This is a genomic window from Stenotrophomonas chelatiphaga (genome assembly GCF_001431535.1).
GTDB classification, from domain to species: Bacteria; Pseudomonadota; Gammaproteobacteria; order Xanthomonadales; family Xanthomonadaceae; genus Stenotrophomonas; species Stenotrophomonas chelatiphaga.
Genome location: NZ_LDJK01000005.1, coordinates 97,316 through 113,625 on the forward strand (window position 1 = coordinate 97,316; position 16,310 = coordinate 113,625).

The 16,310-nt window shown below is 67.9% G+C and carries 17 protein-coding genes; 5 read left to right on the forward strand and 12 right to left on the reverse strand.

What is annotated here, in order from left to right:
* Positions 1 to 23 precede the first annotated feature (23 nt).
* The 9 genes from ABB28_RS01595 to ABB28_RS01635 form a co-directional block, all read right to left on the reverse strand.
* Positions 24 to 1,388 carry an aminodeoxychorismate synthase component I gene (locus ABB28_RS01595; RefSeq protein ID WP_057506948.1) on the reverse strand — a complete coding sequence of 455 codons (1,365 nt, stop codon included), beginning with the start codon at positions 1,386 to 1,388 and terminating at the stop codon, positions 24 to 26.
* A 143-nt stretch (positions 1,389 to 1,531) separates the two neighbouring features.
* Positions 1,532 to 2,794, reverse strand: a complete 1,263-nt coding sequence (gene fabF / locus ABB28_RS01600; RefSeq protein WP_057506949.1) for a beta-ketoacyl-ACP synthase II — start codon at positions 2,792 to 2,794, stop codon at positions 1,532 to 1,534.
* Positions 2,795 to 2,958: 164 nt separating this feature from the next.
* Positions 2,959 to 3,198, reverse strand: a complete 240-nt coding sequence (acpP, locus tag ABB28_RS01605) for an acyl carrier protein (protein WP_057506950.1) — start codon at positions 3,196 to 3,198, stop codon at positions 2,959 to 2,961.
* Between the two features lie 150 nt (positions 3,199 to 3,348).
* Complete coding sequence (gene fabG, locus ABB28_RS01610; RefSeq protein WP_057506951.1) at positions 3,349 to 4,092, reverse strand: 3-oxoacyl-ACP reductase FabG; 744 nt, start codon at positions 4,090 to 4,092, stop codon at positions 3,349 to 3,351.
* Positions 4,093 to 4,173: 81 nt separating this feature from the next.
* Complete coding sequence (gene fabD, locus ABB28_RS01615) at positions 4,174 to 5,118, reverse strand: ACP S-malonyltransferase (protein ID WP_057507024.1); 945 nt, start codon at positions 5,116 to 5,118, stop codon at positions 4,174 to 4,176.
* Positions 5,119 to 5,284: 166 nt separating this feature from the next.
* Positions 5,285 to 6,067, reverse strand: coding sequence for a BUD32 family EKC/KEOPS complex subunit (locus ABB28_RS01620; RefSeq protein WP_057506952.1), 783 nt, complete (start codon positions 6,065 to 6,067; stop codon positions 5,285 to 5,287).
* A gap of 72 nt (positions 6,068 to 6,139) precedes the next feature.
* Positions 6,140 to 7,117 (reverse strand): beta-ketoacyl-ACP synthase III, encoded by a 978-nt coding sequence (locus ABB28_RS01625; protein ID WP_057506953.1) that lies wholly within the window; start codon positions 7,115 to 7,117, stop codon positions 6,140 to 6,142.
* Between the two features lie 89 nt (positions 7,118 to 7,206).
* Positions 7,207 to 7,401 (reverse strand): 50S ribosomal protein L32, encoded by a 195-nt coding sequence (rpmF, locus tag ABB28_RS01630; RefSeq protein WP_042613380.1) that lies wholly within the window; start codon positions 7,399 to 7,401, stop codon positions 7,207 to 7,209.
* Positions 7,402 to 7,537: 136 nt separating this feature from the next.
* On the reverse strand, positions 7,538 to 8,047 hold the full coding sequence (locus ABB28_RS01635; RefSeq protein WP_042613379.1) for a YceD family protein: 510 nt from the start codon (positions 8,045 to 8,047) through the stop codon (positions 7,538 to 7,540).
* 114 nt (positions 8,048 to 8,161) lie between these two features.
* On the opposite strand from ABB28_RS01635, the gene ABB28_RS01640 reads away from it, so the two are divergent.
* Positions 8,162 to 8,734, forward strand: coding sequence for a Maf family protein (locus ABB28_RS01640; RefSeq protein WP_057506954.1), 573 nt, complete (start codon positions 8,162 to 8,164; stop codon positions 8,732 to 8,734).
* 107 nt (positions 8,735 to 8,841) lie between these two features.
* On the opposite strand, the gene ABB28_RS01645 is transcribed toward ABB28_RS01640, so the two are convergent.
* Positions 8,842 to 10,683, reverse strand: coding sequence for an ArnT family glycosyltransferase (locus tag ABB28_RS01645; protein ID WP_057506955.1), 1,842 nt, complete (start codon positions 10,681 to 10,683; stop codon positions 8,842 to 8,844).
* A 40-nt stretch (positions 10,684 to 10,723) separates the two neighbouring features.
* On the opposite strand from ABB28_RS01645, the gene ABB28_RS01650 reads away from it, so the two are divergent.
* Genes ABB28_RS01650 through ABB28_RS01665 form a run of 4 tightly spaced genes read left to right on the forward strand, consistent with a single transcriptional unit; the run spans position 10,724 to position 15,093 of the window.
* Positions 10,724 to 11,677, forward strand: a complete 954-nt coding sequence (locus ABB28_RS01650) for an AAA family ATPase (RefSeq protein ID WP_057506956.1) — start codon at positions 10,724 to 10,726, stop codon at positions 11,675 to 11,677.
* An 8-nt stretch (positions 11,678 to 11,685) separates the two neighbouring features.
* A complete protein-coding gene (locus ABB28_RS01655; protein WP_057506957.1) occupies positions 11,686 to 12,630 on the forward strand; it encodes a DUF58 domain-containing protein in 945 nt (314 codons plus the stop codon).
* Positions 12,623 to 14,569, forward strand: coding sequence for a transglutaminase TgpA family protein (locus ABB28_RS01660; protein ID WP_057506958.1), 1,947 nt, complete (start codon positions 12,623 to 12,625; stop codon positions 14,567 to 14,569). Before ABB28_RS01655 ends, ABB28_RS01660 begins: the two co-directional genes overlap by 8 nt.
* Positions 14,566 to 15,093, forward strand: a complete 528-nt coding sequence (locus ABB28_RS01665; RefSeq protein WP_057506959.1) for a Slp family lipoprotein — start codon at positions 14,566 to 14,568, stop codon at positions 15,091 to 15,093. Before ABB28_RS01660 ends, ABB28_RS01665 begins: the two co-directional genes overlap by 4 nt.
* A gap of 197 nt (positions 15,094 to 15,290) precedes the next feature.
* On the opposite strand, the gene ABB28_RS01670 is transcribed toward ABB28_RS01665, so the two are convergent.
* Together ABB28_RS01670 and recR are read right to left on the reverse strand one after the other, a co-directional pair.
* Positions 15,291 to 15,650 (reverse strand): histidine triad nucleotide-binding protein, encoded by a 360-nt coding sequence (locus ABB28_RS01670; RefSeq protein WP_057506960.1) that lies wholly within the window; start codon positions 15,648 to 15,650, stop codon positions 15,291 to 15,293.
* 49 nt (positions 15,651 to 15,699) lie between these two features.
* On the reverse strand, positions 15,700 to 16,299 hold the full coding sequence (gene recR / locus ABB28_RS01675; RefSeq protein WP_057507025.1) for a recombination mediator RecR: 600 nt from the start codon (positions 16,297 to 16,299) through the stop codon (positions 15,700 to 15,702).
* Between the last annotated feature and the right edge of the window lie 11 nt (positions 16,300 to 16,310).

Sequence of the window (16,310 nt, forward strand, 5' to 3'; positions counted from 1 at the left end):
CGGCCAGCGGCCGTCACCACCGGTCAGCCTTGCTGGCCGAGGGCACGCATCAAACCGCGGGCTTTGGCGCGGGTTTCGTCCAGTTCCTTGTCCGGGTCCGAATCGACCACGATGCCGGCGCCGGTGCGGAAGCTGACTTCGTTGCCTGCTACTTCGGCGGTGCGGATCAGGATGTTCAGGTCCAGGTCGCCGTCGCGGTTCAGCCAGCCGAAGGCGCCGGTGTAGGCGCCGCGCGGCACCTGCTCCAGTTCGCTGATGATCTGCATGCAGCGCACCTTCGGGCAGCCGGTGATGGTGCCGCCGGGGAAGGTCGCGGCGATCACCTGTCCTGGGGTGACGTCATCGCGCAGGGTGCCGCTGACATTGCTGACGATGTGGTGCACGTGGGCATAGCTTTCCACGGTCATCAGTTCGTCCACCACCACGCTGCCCGGCGTGCAGATGCGGCCCAGGTCGTTGCGCTCCAGGTCGATCAGCATCACGTGTTCGGCGCGCTCCTTCGGGTGGCCGACCAGTTCCTGGATGCGCGCGGCATCGTCGTCGCCGTCGAAGCGCGGGCGGGTACCGGCGATCGGGCGGGTCTGCGCGTGGCCGCCGTGCACCGACACCAGCCGTTCCGGTGATGAGCTCACCACGTGGCGCCCGTGGCCGGTGAACAGGCCAGCAAACGGTGCCGGGTTGGCGCGGCGCAGCTGGGCGTACAGCGCCTGCGGGCTCACCGCATCGGCAAAGCGCGCGCACCAGCGGCGCGACAGGTTCACCTGGAACACGTCGCCGGCCAGCAGGTAATCGATCACCCGGCGCACGCCGTCGGTGAAGCGCGCAGGCGCGTCTTCTTCCACGCTGACCGGCGGCTGCCAGCCCTGCCCTGCGGCCGGCACGCCGGCGGCAAGCTGCGCCTGCAGCGTGGCCAGCAGCGCCTGCTGGCCCGCTTCGGCCACCAGGTAGCTGCGTTGTTCCAGGTGGTCGTGCAGCACGGCGGCGGGGCAGCGCAGCGCCAGCGCGGTGGGCTGGCCATCGGCGCGCGCCATCGGCGGCAGCACGGTTTCAATCTGGCTGGCCACTTCGTAGTCCAGCAGCAGCGCCCAGCCTCCCCGGAAGGGCAGCGTCGGGCCCAGCGCGGGGGGCAGGCGCTCTGCCTGCCAGGCGCTGTCCAGCAGGTCCAGGAAGGCCCCTGCGTGGGCGTGGCCGGCATGATCGCGGACGATGCCATCGGCATCCAGCCGCAGGAACGCCTCGCCCGCCACCAGCAGCAGGTCCCAGCGGCCTTGGGCGGTGCCCGACGCGGTCGATTCCATCAGCAGCGGGAAACGCGCCGGGTCGGCCTGCTGCAGGGCGAGCAGATCGGCAGGGGTGTCCAGGGGCTGGATCAGGATCGGGTCGGACATGTCGGCGCAGCGCCTGGAAGATGAGGTGTCGGGCGCGGGGTGACGGGTGACGGTAGCGCCGAGCCATGCTCGGCGGCTGTTGCGGTCACGCGTGCCGCTGCGCTCGCCGAGCATGGCTCGGCGCTACCAGAGCTGGACAAACCTCAGACGCGCTTGAACACCAGCGTGCCGTTGGTGCCGCCGAAGCCGAAGCCGTTGGACATCACCACGTCCACCTTGGCCTGGCGTGCTTCGTTGGGCACGTAGTCCAGGTCGCAGCCTTCGCCCGGCTGCTGCAGGTTGATGGTCGGCGGAATCACGCCGTCCTGCAGCGCCAGCACCGAGAAGATGGCTTCCACGCCGCCAGCGGCACCCAGCAGGTGGCCGGTCATCGACTTGGTGGAGCTGACCAGCATCTTGTACGCGTGGTCGCCGAAGGCGGTCTTCATCGCCATGGTTTCGCCCAGATCACCCAGCGGCGTGGAGGTGCCATGCGCGTTGAGGTAACCGACCTGGTCCGGGTTGACGCCGGCGTCCTTCATCGCCGCGACCATGCAGCGTGCGGCGCCTTCGCCGCTCTCTGCCGGTGCGGTCATGTGGTACGCATCGGAACTGGCGCCGAAGCCGGCCAGCTCGCAGTAGATCTTCGCGCCGCGCGCCTTGGCGTGCTCGTACTCTTCCAGGATCAGGATGCCGGCACCGTCGCCCAGTACGAAGCCGTCGCGGTCCTTGTCCCACGGACGCGAGGCTGCGGTTGGGTCATCGTTGCGGGTGGACATCGCCTTCATCGCGCAGAAGCCGCCCAGCGCGGTCGGCGAGGAGCCACGTTCGGCACCACCGGCGACCATCACGTCGGCATCGCCGTACTGGATCATGCGCATCGCCGTACCGATGGAATGGTTGGAGGTCGCGCACGCGGACACCGCCGAGAACGACGGACCCTTCAGCCCGGCGATGATGCTCAGCTGGCCCGGCAGCATGTTGATGATGGTCTTGGGCACGTAGAACGGCGAGATCTTCTTCCCTTCGTGGAAGTCGATGGTCTGTTCTTCGATGCCCAGCAGGCCGCCGATGCCGGCGCCGACGATGGCGCCAATGCGCTCGGCATTGCCTTCGTTGATTTCAAGACCCGAATCGGCCAGCGCCATGAAGGACGCGCCCAGGCCGTAGTGGATGAAGGGGTCCATCTTCTTGGCGTCCTTGCCGGACACACGGTACTTGCCGAACAGTGGGTTGTCGGCGGTGATGTCGAAATCCTTGACCTCACCTGCAATCTTGGTGGTGAAACGGTCCAGGTAGGCGTCGGCAACGTTGGTCAGCGGACCGATGCCCGAACGGCCTGCGGTGATGCCCTGCCAACTGCTGGCCAGGTCATTGCCCAGAGGCGAAACCATGCCCATGCCGGTAACGACGACGCGACGCTTCATTGCTCTCTCCTGACCCGGAAGTAGTGCGGGTATGACACGGGGTGGAACGTAATTGGATCCGCGCCCGTATGCAGCAGCGCAAATACACAGGGCCGCATTCGCGGCCCCATGGGATGCCGTGCGCGGTTACGGTCGAGCCGCCGCCGCGCACCAGCCGCCTTGCATCAGGCCTTGGTGTGCGACTTGATGTAGTCGATCGCCGCCTGCACGGTGGTGATCTTCTCGGCTTCTTCGTCCGGGATTTCGCACTCGAACTCTTCTTCCAGCGCCATCACCAGCTCGACGGTGTCCAGCGAGTCTGCGCCCAGGTCATCGACGAACGATGCGCTGGTGGTGACTTCTTCTTCCTTGACGCCAAGCTGTTCGACGACGATTTTCTTGACGCGTTCTTCGATGGTGCTCATGGGGTATTGCTCCAGATGGAGTAGTGGTTCAAAAAGACGCCATCGCAGACGATGGCCGTGGGATAGTGTAGTGGAAACCGGCGGCGCCTTGCATGCAAGCAAAACGCCATCCAGATCAACCACTTGCGGCGCGCTCCGTGCGCCCCGTGCTTACGGCATGTACATCCCGCCGTTCACATGGAGTGTCTCTCCGGTGATGTAGTTGGCTGCCGGACCGGCCAGGAAGGCCACCGCATGGGCGATATCCTCCGGCGACCCCAGGCGTTCCAGGGCGATGCTGTTGACCAGCGCGGCACGCGCTTCGTCGGTCAACGCCTTGGTCATGTCGGTGTCGATGAAGCCGGGCGCCACCACGTTCACGGTGACCCCGCGCGAGCCGATTTCCTTGGCCAGCGACTTGGAGAAACCGATGATGCCGGCCTTGGCGGCGGCGTAGTTGGCCTGGCCGGCGTTGCCGGTCACCCCCACCACCGAAGCGATGTTGATGATGCGGCCCTTGCGCGCCTTCATCATGCCGCGCATGACCGCCTTGCTGGTGCGGAACACGCTGGTCAGGTTGGTGTCGATGATCGACGCCCAGTCCTCGTCCTTCATGCGCATCAGCAGGTTGTCGCGGGTAATGCCGGCGTTGTTGACCAGGATGCTGATCGCACCGAATTCCTTGGCGATGTCGGCCAGCACGGTTTCCAGTGCGGCGGCATCGGTGACATTCAGCGCGCGGCCGTGGCCACCCTGCGCGGCCAGGCGCTCGCCGATGGCGGCGGCACCGGAATCGGTGGTGGCCGTGCCGATGACCGTGGCGCCCTGGGCGGCCAGCAGGTCGGCGATGGCGGCACCGATACCGCGGCTTGCGCCGGTGACCAGTGCGATTTCACCCTGCAGGGGCTTGCTCATGATGCTGTCCTCGAATGGTGCGGTCGCCCGCGCGCGGCGCCATGCCGGGGGGCACGACGCAGGCGGGCAACGGGATGGGGGTCAGGCCGACCATGCCTCGCGGGCGGCTTCGACATCGCCCGGGGTGGCCAGCGAGCGGCCGTCGATGGTCTTGTCGATGCGCTTGACCAGGCCGGTCAGCACCTTGCCCGGGCCGCATTCGGCGATACGGGTGATGCCACGCGCGGCCAGCGCCTGCACGCAGCCGGTCCACTGCACCGGCTGGTACAGCTGCTGCACCAGCGCGGCGGCGATGGCGTCCACGCCGTCGTGCACCTGGGCGTCGACGTTCTGCACCACCGGCAGCTGCGGCGCCTGCCAGGAAAGGCCAGCCATGGTTTCGGCCAGGCGGTTGGCGGCTTCGCGCATCAACGGGGTGTGCGAAGGCACGCTGACGGCCAGCTTCACCGCCTTGCGCACGCCCTTTTCAGCGAGCAGCGCCAGCGCGCGATCCACTGCGGCGGCGTCGCCACCGATGACGATCTGGCCGGGCGAGTTGTAGTTGGCGGGCACCAGCACCTGGCTGCCGGCCGCTTCCTTGCACACCTCCAGCACCAGTGCGTCTTCGGCGCCGAGCACGGCGGCCATCGCGCCCACGCCCGCCGGTGCGGCGTCCTGCATGAACTGGCCACGCAGGCGCACCAGGTGCGCACCGTCGTGCAGGGTCAGGGCACCGGCAGCGACCAGCGCGGAGTATTCGCCCAGGCTGTGGCCGGACAGCAGCGACGGCTGCGCGCCGCCCAGTGCCTTCCAGGTACGCCACACGCCGATGCTGGCGGCCAGCAGGGCCGGCTGGGTGTATTCGGTGCGGTTGAGCATTTCCTCCGGGCCGCCCTGGGACAGTGCCCACAGGTCGACGCCGGCACCATCGGATGCTTCCGTGAAGGCTTCACGCACCTGCGGGTGCAGCTCGGCCAGCTCGGCCAGCATGCCCACGGACTGCGAGCCCTGGCCGGGGAAAACGAAAGCAAGAGTGGAATCAGTCACGCGGTCATCCGCCTGGTTTGAATCGAAGCGGGCCATGATAAAGGCGATTGCCGCCTGCCGTCTGTACGTGCGCGTATGCAGGCAAGGTGGTAGTGACGGCCGCTGGCCGTCAACCCAGTACCCGCCCGGTGCGGGAATGACGGCCAGCGGCCGTCACTACCCGGTGTCAGGTCAGCAGTTCCAGCAGGTCCAGCTGGCCATCGGCGAACCAGTCCACGCACACCACCAGCACCATCAGCACGCCCAGCGTGGTTGCGCCATGCACGATCAGGATGGCGTGGGCCAGCGCGCGCGCCGAACGGCCGATGCCCATGCTGGCCTTGGCCAAGCGCTGCAGCCGCCCGGTCACCGCATGCGCGTGCTCGCGCACCGGCGCCTGCGCACCGTCCATCGCTTCGGCCATCATCGCCTGCAGCTGCTGCGGGCGATCGGCGTAGTACTTGGCCACGCCATAGCCGAACATCAGCCAGTCGCGGGCCTGCGCCTGGTCCAGGTCCATCACTTCCAGCGGGTCTTCTTCGAAATCGATGAAGCCTACGTTCTGCCCGTCCCAGGTCAGGTTGCGCGGCAGCGGCTGGCCGAAATACGCACCACGCGCGTGCGCGGCGGCCATCGCCTGCATGGCGGCGGACACCAGCACGTCGCGGCCGGCATCGTCGGCCTCGCGCAGGCAGGTATTGAAGGAACTGCCGTTGTCGCCCAGCACCAGCGCGGCATGGCCGCTGCCCAGCACTGTTGGCACGTTCACGCCCTGCGCCTGCAGCTCGCCCAGCCGGCGCGCTTCGGTCTGGCGGGCGGCATCGCCTCCGCGGTGCGGTGGCGGGCGCAGCGCATCCAGCTGGAAGCGGCGGGCGACGAAATTCAGCAGGCCCAGCGCGACCGCGCGGCTGCCTTCGCCGTATTGCTTCAACCAGGCCCGTTGCCCTTCGAGGGTAATCGGCTCAACCATGGGGATCCTCCATAACGCAGTACGGCCCCGAAGGGCCGTAACGACGTTTTAACGATGTCGTAACTGGCGCTATCAATAGCGCAGCAGTGCCGAACCCCACGTGAAGCCGCCACCGAAGGCCTCCAGCAACAGCAGCTGGCCGCGTTCCACCCGGCCCGAGCGCACCGCGTGGTCCAGCGCCAGCGGCACCGAAGCCGAGGAGGTATTGCCGTGCTTGTCCACCGTCACCACCACCTGGTCCATGGACATCTCCAGGCGCTTGGCAGTGGCTTCGATGATGCGCAGGTTGGCCTGGTGCGGGATCAACCAGTCCAGGTCGGCCTTGCTCAGCGCATTGGCTTCCAGGGTCTCGTCGACCACCGAATCCAGCGCCTTGACCGCGTACTTGAACACGTCGTTGCCCTTCATCAGGATCGCGCCGCGTGCCTGCTCGCCTTCGCCGAAGCCGGCCGAAACGCCGACCGGGTTCCACAGCAGTTCTTTCTTGCTGCCGTCCGAATGCAGGTGGGTGCTGAGGATGCCGGTCTCTTCGTCGGCCTTCAGCACCACCGCACCGGCACCGTCGCCGAACAGCACGCAGGTGGTGCGGTCGTTCCAGTCGACGATACGGGTGAGGGTTTCCGCGCCGATGACCAGCACATGGCGTGCATCACCGGAACGAATGAATTTATCGGCCACGCCCAGCGCGAACACGAAGCCGGAACAGGCCGCGTTGACGTCGAAGGCAGGGCAACCGGTCGCACCGAGCTTGGCCTGGATCAGGCACGCGGTGGACGGGAAAATCAGATCGGGCGTGGTGGTACCGACCACGATCATGTCCAGCTGGCTGGCATCGATGCCGGCCGCCTCCAGCGCTTTCACCGCGGCGTGGTAGCCGAGGTCGCTGGTGGTTTCTTCTGCGGCGGCGATATGCCGCTCTTTGATGCCGGTGCGCGTAACGATCCACTCGTCCGACGTCTCGACCATTTTTTCCAGGTCGGCGTTGGTCAGCACTTTTTCCGGCAAATAGCTACCGGTGCCCGCGATCCTCGAGTAGATCCGCTTGCTCATCGACATTCCTGTTGCGCGGGCGGCCGTTGCCGGTGCCCGGGGGGATACGGCAAAGGCCGCTGCCTGCACGGCAGCGGCCTTCACTCACATCAATCTTCTTCGACGGAAGAAGTCTTGGTCTGGATGACCTTCTTGCCGCGATAGAAACCATCGGCAGTGATGTGGTGACGCAGGTGCACTTCGCCCGTGGTCGGGTCGGTCGACAGCTGCTTTGCGCTCAGGGCGTCATGCGCACGGCGCATACCGCGGCGGGACGGGGTGACACGGGATTTCTGCACAGCCATGGGATTGCTCCAAACTCGGTTCGATGTTCTTCGTCGTTTCGTCGCACAGGACGCCAGCGCCCAGCACACTTTTCGCTTTCGCCGCAGCCGCCGACGATACCCGGCTGCATATTCGCTCGGTCGAGCCAGCCCGACCTTACTTTTTCTTCAACGCTGCCAACGCCGCGAACGGGTTGACCTTGTCGGTTTCTTCTTTGGTCGGGGCCCATTCCTGGTCCACCGCCTCGCCATCGGGCGAAAGGGGCACCACCGGGACCGCCAACACAAGTTCGTCTTCGACCAGCTCCAGCGGCACAAGCTGGCCATCTTCGGGCACCAGCAGGGCCTCGAAGTCTTCCGGAAGGGACGATTCCTCGTCTTCCTCACGGATCAGGCCGATCTTCTGCACCAGTTTTACCGGCAGCAGGAAACGCTGCAGGCTGCGCTGACAGATCAGCGGCAGCTCGGTATCGATGGTCAATTCCACATAGGATACCCGCAGGATGTCGTCGTGCGAGAATTCCAGTGCATACGTGCACTGGCCTTCAGCATCGGCAACAAGCCCTTGCAGGCGGGTGAATTGAGCCAGATCGACCTGGCCGTCGAAGCGCCTTCGCGCTGCGACCATCCGCCAAGCATCCAGCGTTTCGGGCACGTTCGCGGACATAAGCCGCTGAATGTTAAGGACCGTCGCGGCCGCTGTCAATTACCTGCGGCTTCAGGCTTGTGGCGGGCCTCCGCCACGGGCCAGACTGGGCGGCCCAGAGCCCTGATTCTACGCATGAACAGCCTGTTGCTGGCCTCTACCTCGCCCTACCGCCGCGACCTGCTGCAGCGGCTGCGCCTGCCCTTCGACTGCGCACGCCCGCAGGTGGACGAAACGCCGCTGCCCGGCGAGGCTCCGGCCGCGCTGGCGGTGCGCCTGGCGGCCGCCAAGGCGGCCGCGGTCGCCCGGCGGCATCCGGGCACCTGGGTGATCGGGTCGGACCAGGTAGCCGACCTGCACGGCCAGCCACTGGGCAAACCCGGTACCGCTGAGGCCGCGCGGGCCCAGCTGGCCGGGATGTCAGGGGCGGCGGTGCAGTTCCATACAGCCATCTGTCTCATGCGCGACGGAGAACAGCTGCAAGCGTTGGATACCACCACGGTGCGCTTCCGGGTGTTGAATGAGGCGGAGATTGCCCGCTACGTAGAGGCCGAACAGCCGCTGGACTGCGCCGGCAGCTTCAAGTGCGAGGGACTGGGCATCGCCCTGTTCGAGGCCATCGACAACCGCGACCCCACCGCCCTGGTCGGCCTGCCGTTGATCGCGCTGTGCGCGCTGCTGCGCCAGGCGGGCCTAAGGGTCGTGTGAGGCCATACCCTTGGTGGGTGACGACCGTCGGTCGTCACTGGGGCTTTCCCGATGGCCAACAGCGTGACGACCAACGGTCGTCACCCACCCACACCACCCAGGGTTCCTCAGCGCGTCGGCACCACGAACGGCTGTTCCTGCCACTGCTCCACGCTGCCATCGTGGCCATGCAGGCGCAGGCCCAGCCAGTGCCGCCCCGGCGCCAGCGCGCGGGTATCCAGGCGCGCGTCGAAGCCCACGTTGGGATGCTGCGGATCGGTCGACTGCGGCCACGCCGAACGGATGTCGAAGTTGCGTCCATACACCGCGTCGGTCACCGGCCGCCCGTCCAGCAGCACTTCCACGCGTGACAGCCCCACCCCGTCCTTGAACGCCCAGCCCTTCACGTGCAGGTCCGCCGCCACGATCTCACCGGAGGACGGCGCATCGAACCAGGCCATCGCCGGGGTGATGCAGGGGCCTTCGTCGCGCTGCGCCGGCAAGCGGAACAGCAGGAAGCGCTGGAAGCCGTGGTCGTTGCTGACCACCCGCGGCGGCGGCAGCGGGCCGACCTGCCCGCAGATGGCGCGATAGCGGTCCAGCAGCTCGCGGTAACGCTGGTCGCTGGGCGACAGCACCAGCAGCATCGGGCCGTCGCGCTTGCCGTCATGCAGCTGTCCCCACAGGCCCAGCTGCACGCTGCGCCCGTGCTTGTCGTTGAGCGGATGCGGCAGCACCGCGATATCCGCATCGCCCAGCTGGAAGCCCAGCTCCGCGCCGACCTTGAAGTTGCCGGCCAACACCTTGGTGCCCGGCGGCATCTGCTGCAGTTCTTCGCGCACGGCATCGGCCAGCGGCTGCCAACCGGCGAAATTGCGCGGGTAATACTTGTAACCGGCCAGTTGCTCACGCAGCTGCGGCGTGGACGCCATCAGGTAGTAACTGAAGGCCAATGCCAGCCCCGCGCCCGCCATCCACCATGCGGTGCGGCGCAGCCAGCGCGGCCAGCCATTGAGCACCACCGGCACCGCCACCAGCAGCGCCAGGTAGCCCGGCAACGGCCAATGGAAACTGATGCGTTCCACGTCGGTGAAGAAGCCGAGCACGAAGATCGCCAGCGTGGACACGCCACCGACCAGCCCGAAGTAACGCCACTGCGCGCGCGCACCGCCCCCGGCCCGCGTGCCGGCCACGGCCACTTTCCACATCGCCACGCACAGCAACGGAGTGACCAGCATCGGCTGGATCACCAGGAACCACAGCCCGGTCCATTGGAAATCCCACGGATGGCGATCGACCACCTGGAATTTAAGCCCGGCCTCGTGGTTGTCCGCATTCCATGCCAGCAACGGCAGCCACGCCAGCACGCCCACCGCCAGCGCCACCCAGATGCGCGGATCGCGCAGCATGCGGCGGCCCTGCGGCAGCAGCAGCAGCGCGATGAAACCCACCGCGATCACGCCGATGAAACGGTAATGGCTGAGCGCGCCGATCAGCAGGCCCAGCGCCAATCGCATCGCGGCCGCGGCATCGACGGTGCGCAGCAGCCGCGCACCGGCGCCCAGGCACAGCACAGCGGCCATCGCCATGGGCACGTCCGGCACCGCCAGCATGCCCAGCGTGGCCGACAGCGGCATCAGCAGGGTCAGGCTGCCGGCCTGCCAGCCCGCCACGTTGCCGAACCAGCGCGTGGCGATGCGCGATACCGCCCACGGCAGCCACGCACCGATGGCCAGGAACGGCAGGCGCAAGGCCAGCACATGGTGTCCGCCGATCTCCACGCCCAGCCGTGCCAGCCATGCAGTGAGTCCCGGCAGGTCGGAGTAGGCGGCGGCCAGGTGCTGGCCTTCCTGCCAGTAGAACGCTTCGTCGACGAACAACGGCAGGCGCGCGGCCACGACCAGCTTCACTGCCGTGATCAGTGTCCATAGCCACAGAAATATCGTGCGTGCGCGTTGTTCGCCCTGCATTGCTCTATAGAATCGAAGGAAGACCTAGCCAGAGACGACGATGGATTCTTCGCCCCCCGTGTCCCGCATGCTAACCGATGAACTGCGCCAAGCCCTGCTTGATGCGCAACAACAGGTCAACGCCCTGGTGCTGGGCAAGGCCCACGAGGTGCGGTTGGCCTTCGTCGCCCTGCTGTCCGGCGGGCATCTGCTGATCGAAGATCTACCCGGCCTGGGCAAGACCACGCTCGCCCACGCGCTGGCGTCCAGCCTGGGGCTGGGCTTCCAGCGCGTGCAGTTCACGTCCGACCTGCTGCCCGCCGACGTGCTCGGTGTGTCCATCCTGGATCCGGGCAGTCGCGAGTTCGCCTTCCATCCCGGCCCGGTGTTCACCCACGTGCTGCTGGCCGATGAAATCAACCGCGCCCCGCCCCGCACGCAGAGCGCGCTGCTGGAAGCGATGGCCGAACAGCAGGTCACCCTGGATGGCCAGACCCACGCCCTGCCCGATCCGTTCTTCGTGATCGCCACGCAGAACCCGGTGGACCTGTCAGGCACCTTCCCGCTGCCGGATTCGCAGCTGGACCGGTTCCTGCTGCGGCTGGCGATGGGCTATCCCAACGTGGAAGCCGAACGCGAGCTGCTGCGTGGCGTGGACCGTCGCGACCTGATCGCGCGGGCCACCCCGAAGCTGGACGACCACCAGGTGCGCGCACTGCGCGAGGCGGTGCTGCAGGTGCATGCCAGCGATGCGCTGATCGATTACGTGCAGGCACTGCTGACCCGCAGCCGGCAGCACGCCGGCGTGCGCGTCGGCCTGTCACCGCGTGCCGGGCTGGCACTGCTGCGTGCGGCGAAGGCCCATGCGCTGCTGCTGGGCCGCGCGCATGTCATTCCCGAAGACGTGCAGACCTTGTTCATCGGCGTGGCCGGGCACCGCCTGGTCGGCGAAGCCGAGTCGTCGGCCGGCGCCGCGCTGGCACGCGCGATCCTGCAGACGGTGCCGGTGGATTGAACGCGCCCGTGCCTACGCGCCGGCAGTGGCTGATCAACCTGGCGCGCCCGCGCCAGCCGGAAACCCTGCCGCAACGGCTGGACCGCCGCCGCATCTACGTGCTGCCCACGCGGTTCGGGCTGTTCGTGGCCGCGGTGCTGGCGGCGATGCTGCTGGGCGCGCTGAACTACAACAACAACCCGGCGCTGCTGCTGGCGCTGCTGCTGGCCGGCGCCGCGGCGGCCAGTGCGATCAGCGCCCACCTGACCCTTTCCGGCCTGAGCCTGGATGCCATCGCCGCCGAACCGGTGGCGGCCGGCCAGCCGCTGCGCGTACGCGTTGCGCTTTCCCAGCGCGAACAGCGCGGCCGCCCGGGCCTGCAGCTGGACCACGGCGATGCACGCAGCTGGACCGCAGTGCCCGCCGGCGGCCGCGTGGAAGCCGAACTGGAGCTGCCCACTGCACAGCGCGGATGGCTGGACCTGGAGCGCATCCGCCTGTCCACCACCCAGCCGCTGGGCCTGGTGCGCGCGTGGTCGTGGTTCTGGCCCGACCAACCGCTGCTGGTGTATCCGCACCCTGAAAACCAGGGCCCCGGACTGCCCGAACAAGGCAGTGACCCGCTGCACAGCCGGATGGATGCAGCCGGCGAAGAACTGCATCAACTGCGCCCCTATCGCGCAGGCGACCCCCGCCGCAGCATCGCCTGGAAGCACTCCGCACGGCGCGACACGCTGCTGGTGCGCGAGTATGAAAAGCCGGCCGGCATCGAAGTGATGCTGGACTGGCGCCAGCTGCACGGACTGGACACCGAACAACGCATCGCCCGGCTTGCGCGCTGGGTGGACCTGGCCGAACGCGAGGGCCGCCGCTATACGTTGAAACTGCCGGGCCAGCCGGCCATCGGGCCTGCACAGGGCGCTTCGCACCACCACCTCTGCCTGCGCGCCCTGGCGCTGCTGCCGCATGACTGACCCTGCCCCCTCCCTGCTGGACCGCCATGCACGTGGCTGGGCCCTGGCCAGCACCGCGCTGGCCCTGCTGCCATTGCTGCTGCAGCTGCCCAGCGTGCTGGCTGCCACCATCGCCGGTGTTGCGCTGCTGACCGCCGTGGTGTCGCGCCGTGGCCTGCTGCCGGTGACCGTGCGGCTGTTGCTGGTGCTGGCGATGCTGGCACTGATCTACGTGCAGATGGGCATCCGTCCCGGCCGTGATACCGGCTGTGCGCTGCTGGCGGCGATGCTGGCGATCAAGTCCAGCGAACTGCATACCCTGCGCGATGCGCGCAGCCTGCTCGGGTTTGCCCTGTTCGCCCCGTTCGCCGCCTTCCTGCTCGACCAAGGGCCATTGACCACCCTGCTGGCCACCCTGGCCGGTGCCTGCGCACTGCTGTCGCTGCAGCGGCTGGCGCAGGTGGAAGGCCAGTCACCGACCCCTGCGCTGCGTATGCAGGTGCAGGGCGTGCTGCGCCTGCTGCTGATCGGCCTGCCGTTGGCGATGGCCACCTTCTGGCTGTTCCCGCGCCTGTCGCAGCCGCTGTGGGGCCTGCCGGACCGCGCGGTCAGCCGGCCCGGCCTGTCCGACAGCATGGAACCCGGCCAGTGGCTGGACCTGATGGCCGACGACACCCCGGCCCTGCGCGCGCAGTTCCACGGACCGGTGCCCGCGGCAGAACAGCGCTACTGGCGCGGCCCGGTGATGACCCACTTCGATGGCCGCAGCTGGATCCGCGACCGCCGCAACGAAGAGCGCGCGCCGGTTCCGGTGCAGGCCGGTGCGCAGCGCTGGAACTACACCATCGACTACGAACCCACCGACCGCCGCCAGCTGGTCGCGCTGGACCTGCCGGGCAGCGCACCGGCGGGCGCGCGACTGACCGCCGATTACAGCCTGGTCAGCGATCGCCCACTGGCGTCGTTGAGCCGCTGGACGCTGCAGTCGGCGCCGCCGCAGGTGTTCGCCGCGTCCTTGTCGCCGTGGCAGCGCCAGCTGTCGCTGCAGTTGCCGGAAGGCTTCAACCCGCGCACCGCCGCGCTTGCCCGCCAGTGGCGCGCCGAAGCAGGCAACGACGATGCCGCGCTGGTGCGCCGCAGCCTGGACTGGATCCGCGCCGAATTCGCCTATTCGCTGGACGCTGAACTGCCCGGCCGCAACGCCGTGGACGAGTTCCTGTTCGATCAGAAGATCGGTTTTTGTGAACACTTCAGCTCTGCGTTCGTGGTGCTGATGCGCAACGCCGGGGTGCCCGCGCGGGTGGTCACCGGCTTTGCCGGCGGCGTGCGCAACCCGATCGGCAACTACTGGGTGGTGCGGCGCATGGATGCCCATGCCTGGGCCGAAGTGTGGCTTCCCGGACGCGGCTGGGTGCGCGTGGACCCCACCGCCGCCGTAGCGCCCGAACGCATCTACGACACCCTGGAAGACCGCCTGGGCGCCGAGGCGGGCGGCATGCAGGGGGCCTGGCTGCAGACCGGGCAGGCGATGGACTGGCTGCGCAGGGGCTGGAACGAGATGGTGCTGTCCTTCGACGCCACCCGCCAGCAGCAGCTGCTGCGGCCGCTGGGCATGCCCGACCTGTCGCCAGCACAGCTGATTTCCAGCCTGGTGGTGATTGCGCTGCTGGCGCTGGGGGCGATGGCCTGGGTGCTGGCCCGCGGCGAACGCGAGCGCGACCCGCTGCTGCGCGCCTGGCATCGACTGGGCCGCCGCTATGCGAAGCAGGGCCTGGCACGCGAACCGTCGGAGCCTGCCATGGAATGGGCACGCCGCGTTGACGCCCGGCGGAGCGATCCTGCGTTGCTGGCACTCAGCCAGCGTTTCGTCCACGCGCGCTACGCTGGCACTCATGTCGACCACGCTTCATTATTGGCCGACCTGCGCAGGCATCGTCCGTCTTCCGGAGCCACACCATGAACATCAAGATTCTGCTTCCCCTGGCTGCCTCTCTGGCGCTGGCGGCCTGCGCGACGGCACCGAAGCCGCTGCAGGGCCAGTTCGCCGCCGTGACCCCGCGCGATACCGTGGCGACCCAGCAGGTGGGCGCGCCGGTGCGCTGGGGTGGCCGCATCATCGAAACGCTGCCGGGCCAGGGCCAGACCTGCTTCCAGCTGCTTTCGCGCCCGCTCAACGCCAGTGGCCGCCCGACCACCAGTTCCACCGATGCCAGTGACGGCCGCTTCGTTGCCTGCCGCGCCGGCTTCTATGATCCGGCGGTATTCGAAGAAGGCCGCGATGTGACCTTCATCGGCCGCGTGGACGGCTACGAGAACGTCAAGATCGGCGAGTACGATTACCGCCTGCCCAAGCTCGCCGCCGATGTGATCTATCTGTGGCCGGAACAGCGCCAGGTCGATGTGGTGCCCTACCCGTACGGTCCGTGGGGCCCGGGTCCGGGTCCGTGGGGCCCGTGGGGCTACGGCCGTTACGGCTGGTGGTGACCGCTGCTTGCGCTGCAATGAAAAGCCGCCTTCGGGCGGCTTTTTTGTTCGGCGCGGAAGGAGCAGAAGCGGTAGCGCCGACCCATGGTCGGCGGGAACCATCAGATCCCTCACCCCCCGCATCCGCCGACCATGGGTCGGCGCTACCGAAGGTCGCGCGGCCGCGACGAAAGAAAGCGCAGAAGCGGTCGCGCGGGTTACTGGCCCGGCGCGCCGAAGTGGCCCAGCGGGGCGCCGGCCAGCAGGTGCAGATGGATGTGGAACACGGTCTGCCCGGCGTGCTCGCGGCAGTTCATGACGATGCGGTAACCGTCTTCAGCCAGCCCCTGCTCACGCGCGTACTGCGCAGCGGCCAAGGCCAGTTTGCCGATCAGGTGCGCCTGCCCTGGCGTGACATCGTCCAGGGTGGGAATGACCTCGTTCTTCGGAATGAACAGCACGTGCACCGGCGCCTGCGGCGCGATGTCCTTGAAGCCCAGGACCTCCTCGTCTTCGTAAACGATGGTGGCCGGGATTTCGCGGCGGATGATCTTGCTGAAGAGCGTTTCACTGGTCATGGGTATCGCCTCTGTTGGTAAGTGCCGCGCGTGGGCGGCACGCCTTCCCTCATTCCCGCACTTCACTGCGCGTACCGAAGGCGTGCGACAGCGTGCCACGATCGACGAACTCCAGCTCGCCGCCCAGCGGCAGGCCCTGCGCGAGACGGCTCGGCCGCACCTGCCGCGCACGCGCGAGCTGGGCAAGGTAATGCGCAGTGGCTTCGCCTTCGACGGTGGCACTGGTGGCGATGATCATCTCGGTGATCTCGCCGGCATCGAGCCGCTGGCCGAGCAGCTCCAGCCCCAGTTCGCGCGGGCCGATGCCATCGAGCGGCGACAGCCGACCCTGCAGCACGAAGTACACGCCACGGAAGCCGGTTGCATTCTCGATGGCCAGGCGGTCCGCAGGGGATTCCACCACGCACAACTGGCTGCGCTCGCGGCTGTTGTTGGCACAGGTCGCGCACAGCTCGCTTTCACTGAAATCGCGGCACTGCGCGCAATGGCCGATGCGCTCCATCGCCTGCGCAAGCAGCGAAGACAGCTTCTGGCCGCCCTCGCGCTCGCGTTCCAGCAGGTGGTAGGCCATGCGCTGGGCGGTCTTCTGGCCCACGCCGGGCAACACGCGCAGCGCTTCGATCAACTGGTCAAGCAGGGGTGCGGACATCATTCGGCTCG

Coding starts and splice junctions, on each gene's coding strand:
- ABB28_RS01595 (WP_057506948.1), bottom strand. CDS start 1,388: ATGTCCGACCCGATCCTGATCCAGCCCCTGGACACCCCTGCCGATCTG.
- fabF (WP_057506949.1), bottom strand. CDS start 2,794: ATGAAGCGTCGCGTCGTCGTTACCGGCATGGGCATGGTTTCGCCTCTG.
- acpP (WP_057506950.1), bottom strand. CDS start 3,198: ATGAGCACCATCGAAGAACGCGTCAAGAAAATCGTCGTCGAACAGCTT.
- fabG (WP_057506951.1), bottom strand. CDS start 4,092: ATGAGCAAGCCCCTGCAGGGTGAAATCGCACTGGTCACCGGCGCAAGC.
- ABB28_RS01620 (WP_057506952.1), bottom strand. CDS start 6,067: ATGGTTGAGCCGATTACCCTCGAAGGGCAACGGGCCTGGTTGAAGCAA.
- ABB28_RS01625 (WP_057506953.1), bottom strand. CDS start 7,117: ATGAGCAAGCGGATCTACTCGAGGATCGCGGGCACCGGTAGCTATTTG.
- rpmF (WP_042613380.1), bottom strand. CDS start 7,401: ATGGCTGTGCAGAAATCCCGTGTCACCCCGTCCCGCCGCGGTATGCGC.
- ABB28_RS01635 (WP_042613379.1), bottom strand. CDS start 8,047: ATGTCCGCGAACGTGCCCGAAACGCTGGATGCTTGGCGGATGGTCGCA.
- ABB28_RS01640 (WP_057506954.1), top strand. CDS start 8,162: ATGAACAGCCTGTTGCTGGCCTCTACCTCGCCCTACCGCCGCGACCTG.
- ABB28_RS01645 (WP_057506955.1), bottom strand. CDS start 10,683: ATGCAGGGCGAACAACGCGCACGCACGATATTTCTGTGGCTATGGACA.
- ABB28_RS01650 (WP_057506956.1), top strand. CDS start 10,724: ATGGATTCTTCGCCCCCCGTGTCCCGCATGCTAACCGATGAACTGCGC.
- ABB28_RS01660 (WP_057506958.1), top strand. CDS start 12,623: ATGACTGACCCTGCCCCCTCCCTGCTGGACCGCCATGCACGTGGCTGG.
- ABB28_RS01665 (WP_057506959.1), top strand. CDS start 14,566: ATGAACATCAAGATTCTGCTTCCCCTGGCTGCCTCTCTGGCGCTGGCG.
- ABB28_RS01670 (WP_057506960.1), bottom strand. CDS start 15,650: ATGACCAGTGAAACGCTCTTCAGCAAGATCATCCGCCGCGAAATCCCG.
- recR (WP_057507025.1), bottom strand. CDS start 16,299: ATGTCCGCACCCCTGCTTGACCAGTTGATCGAAGCGCTGCGCGTGTTG.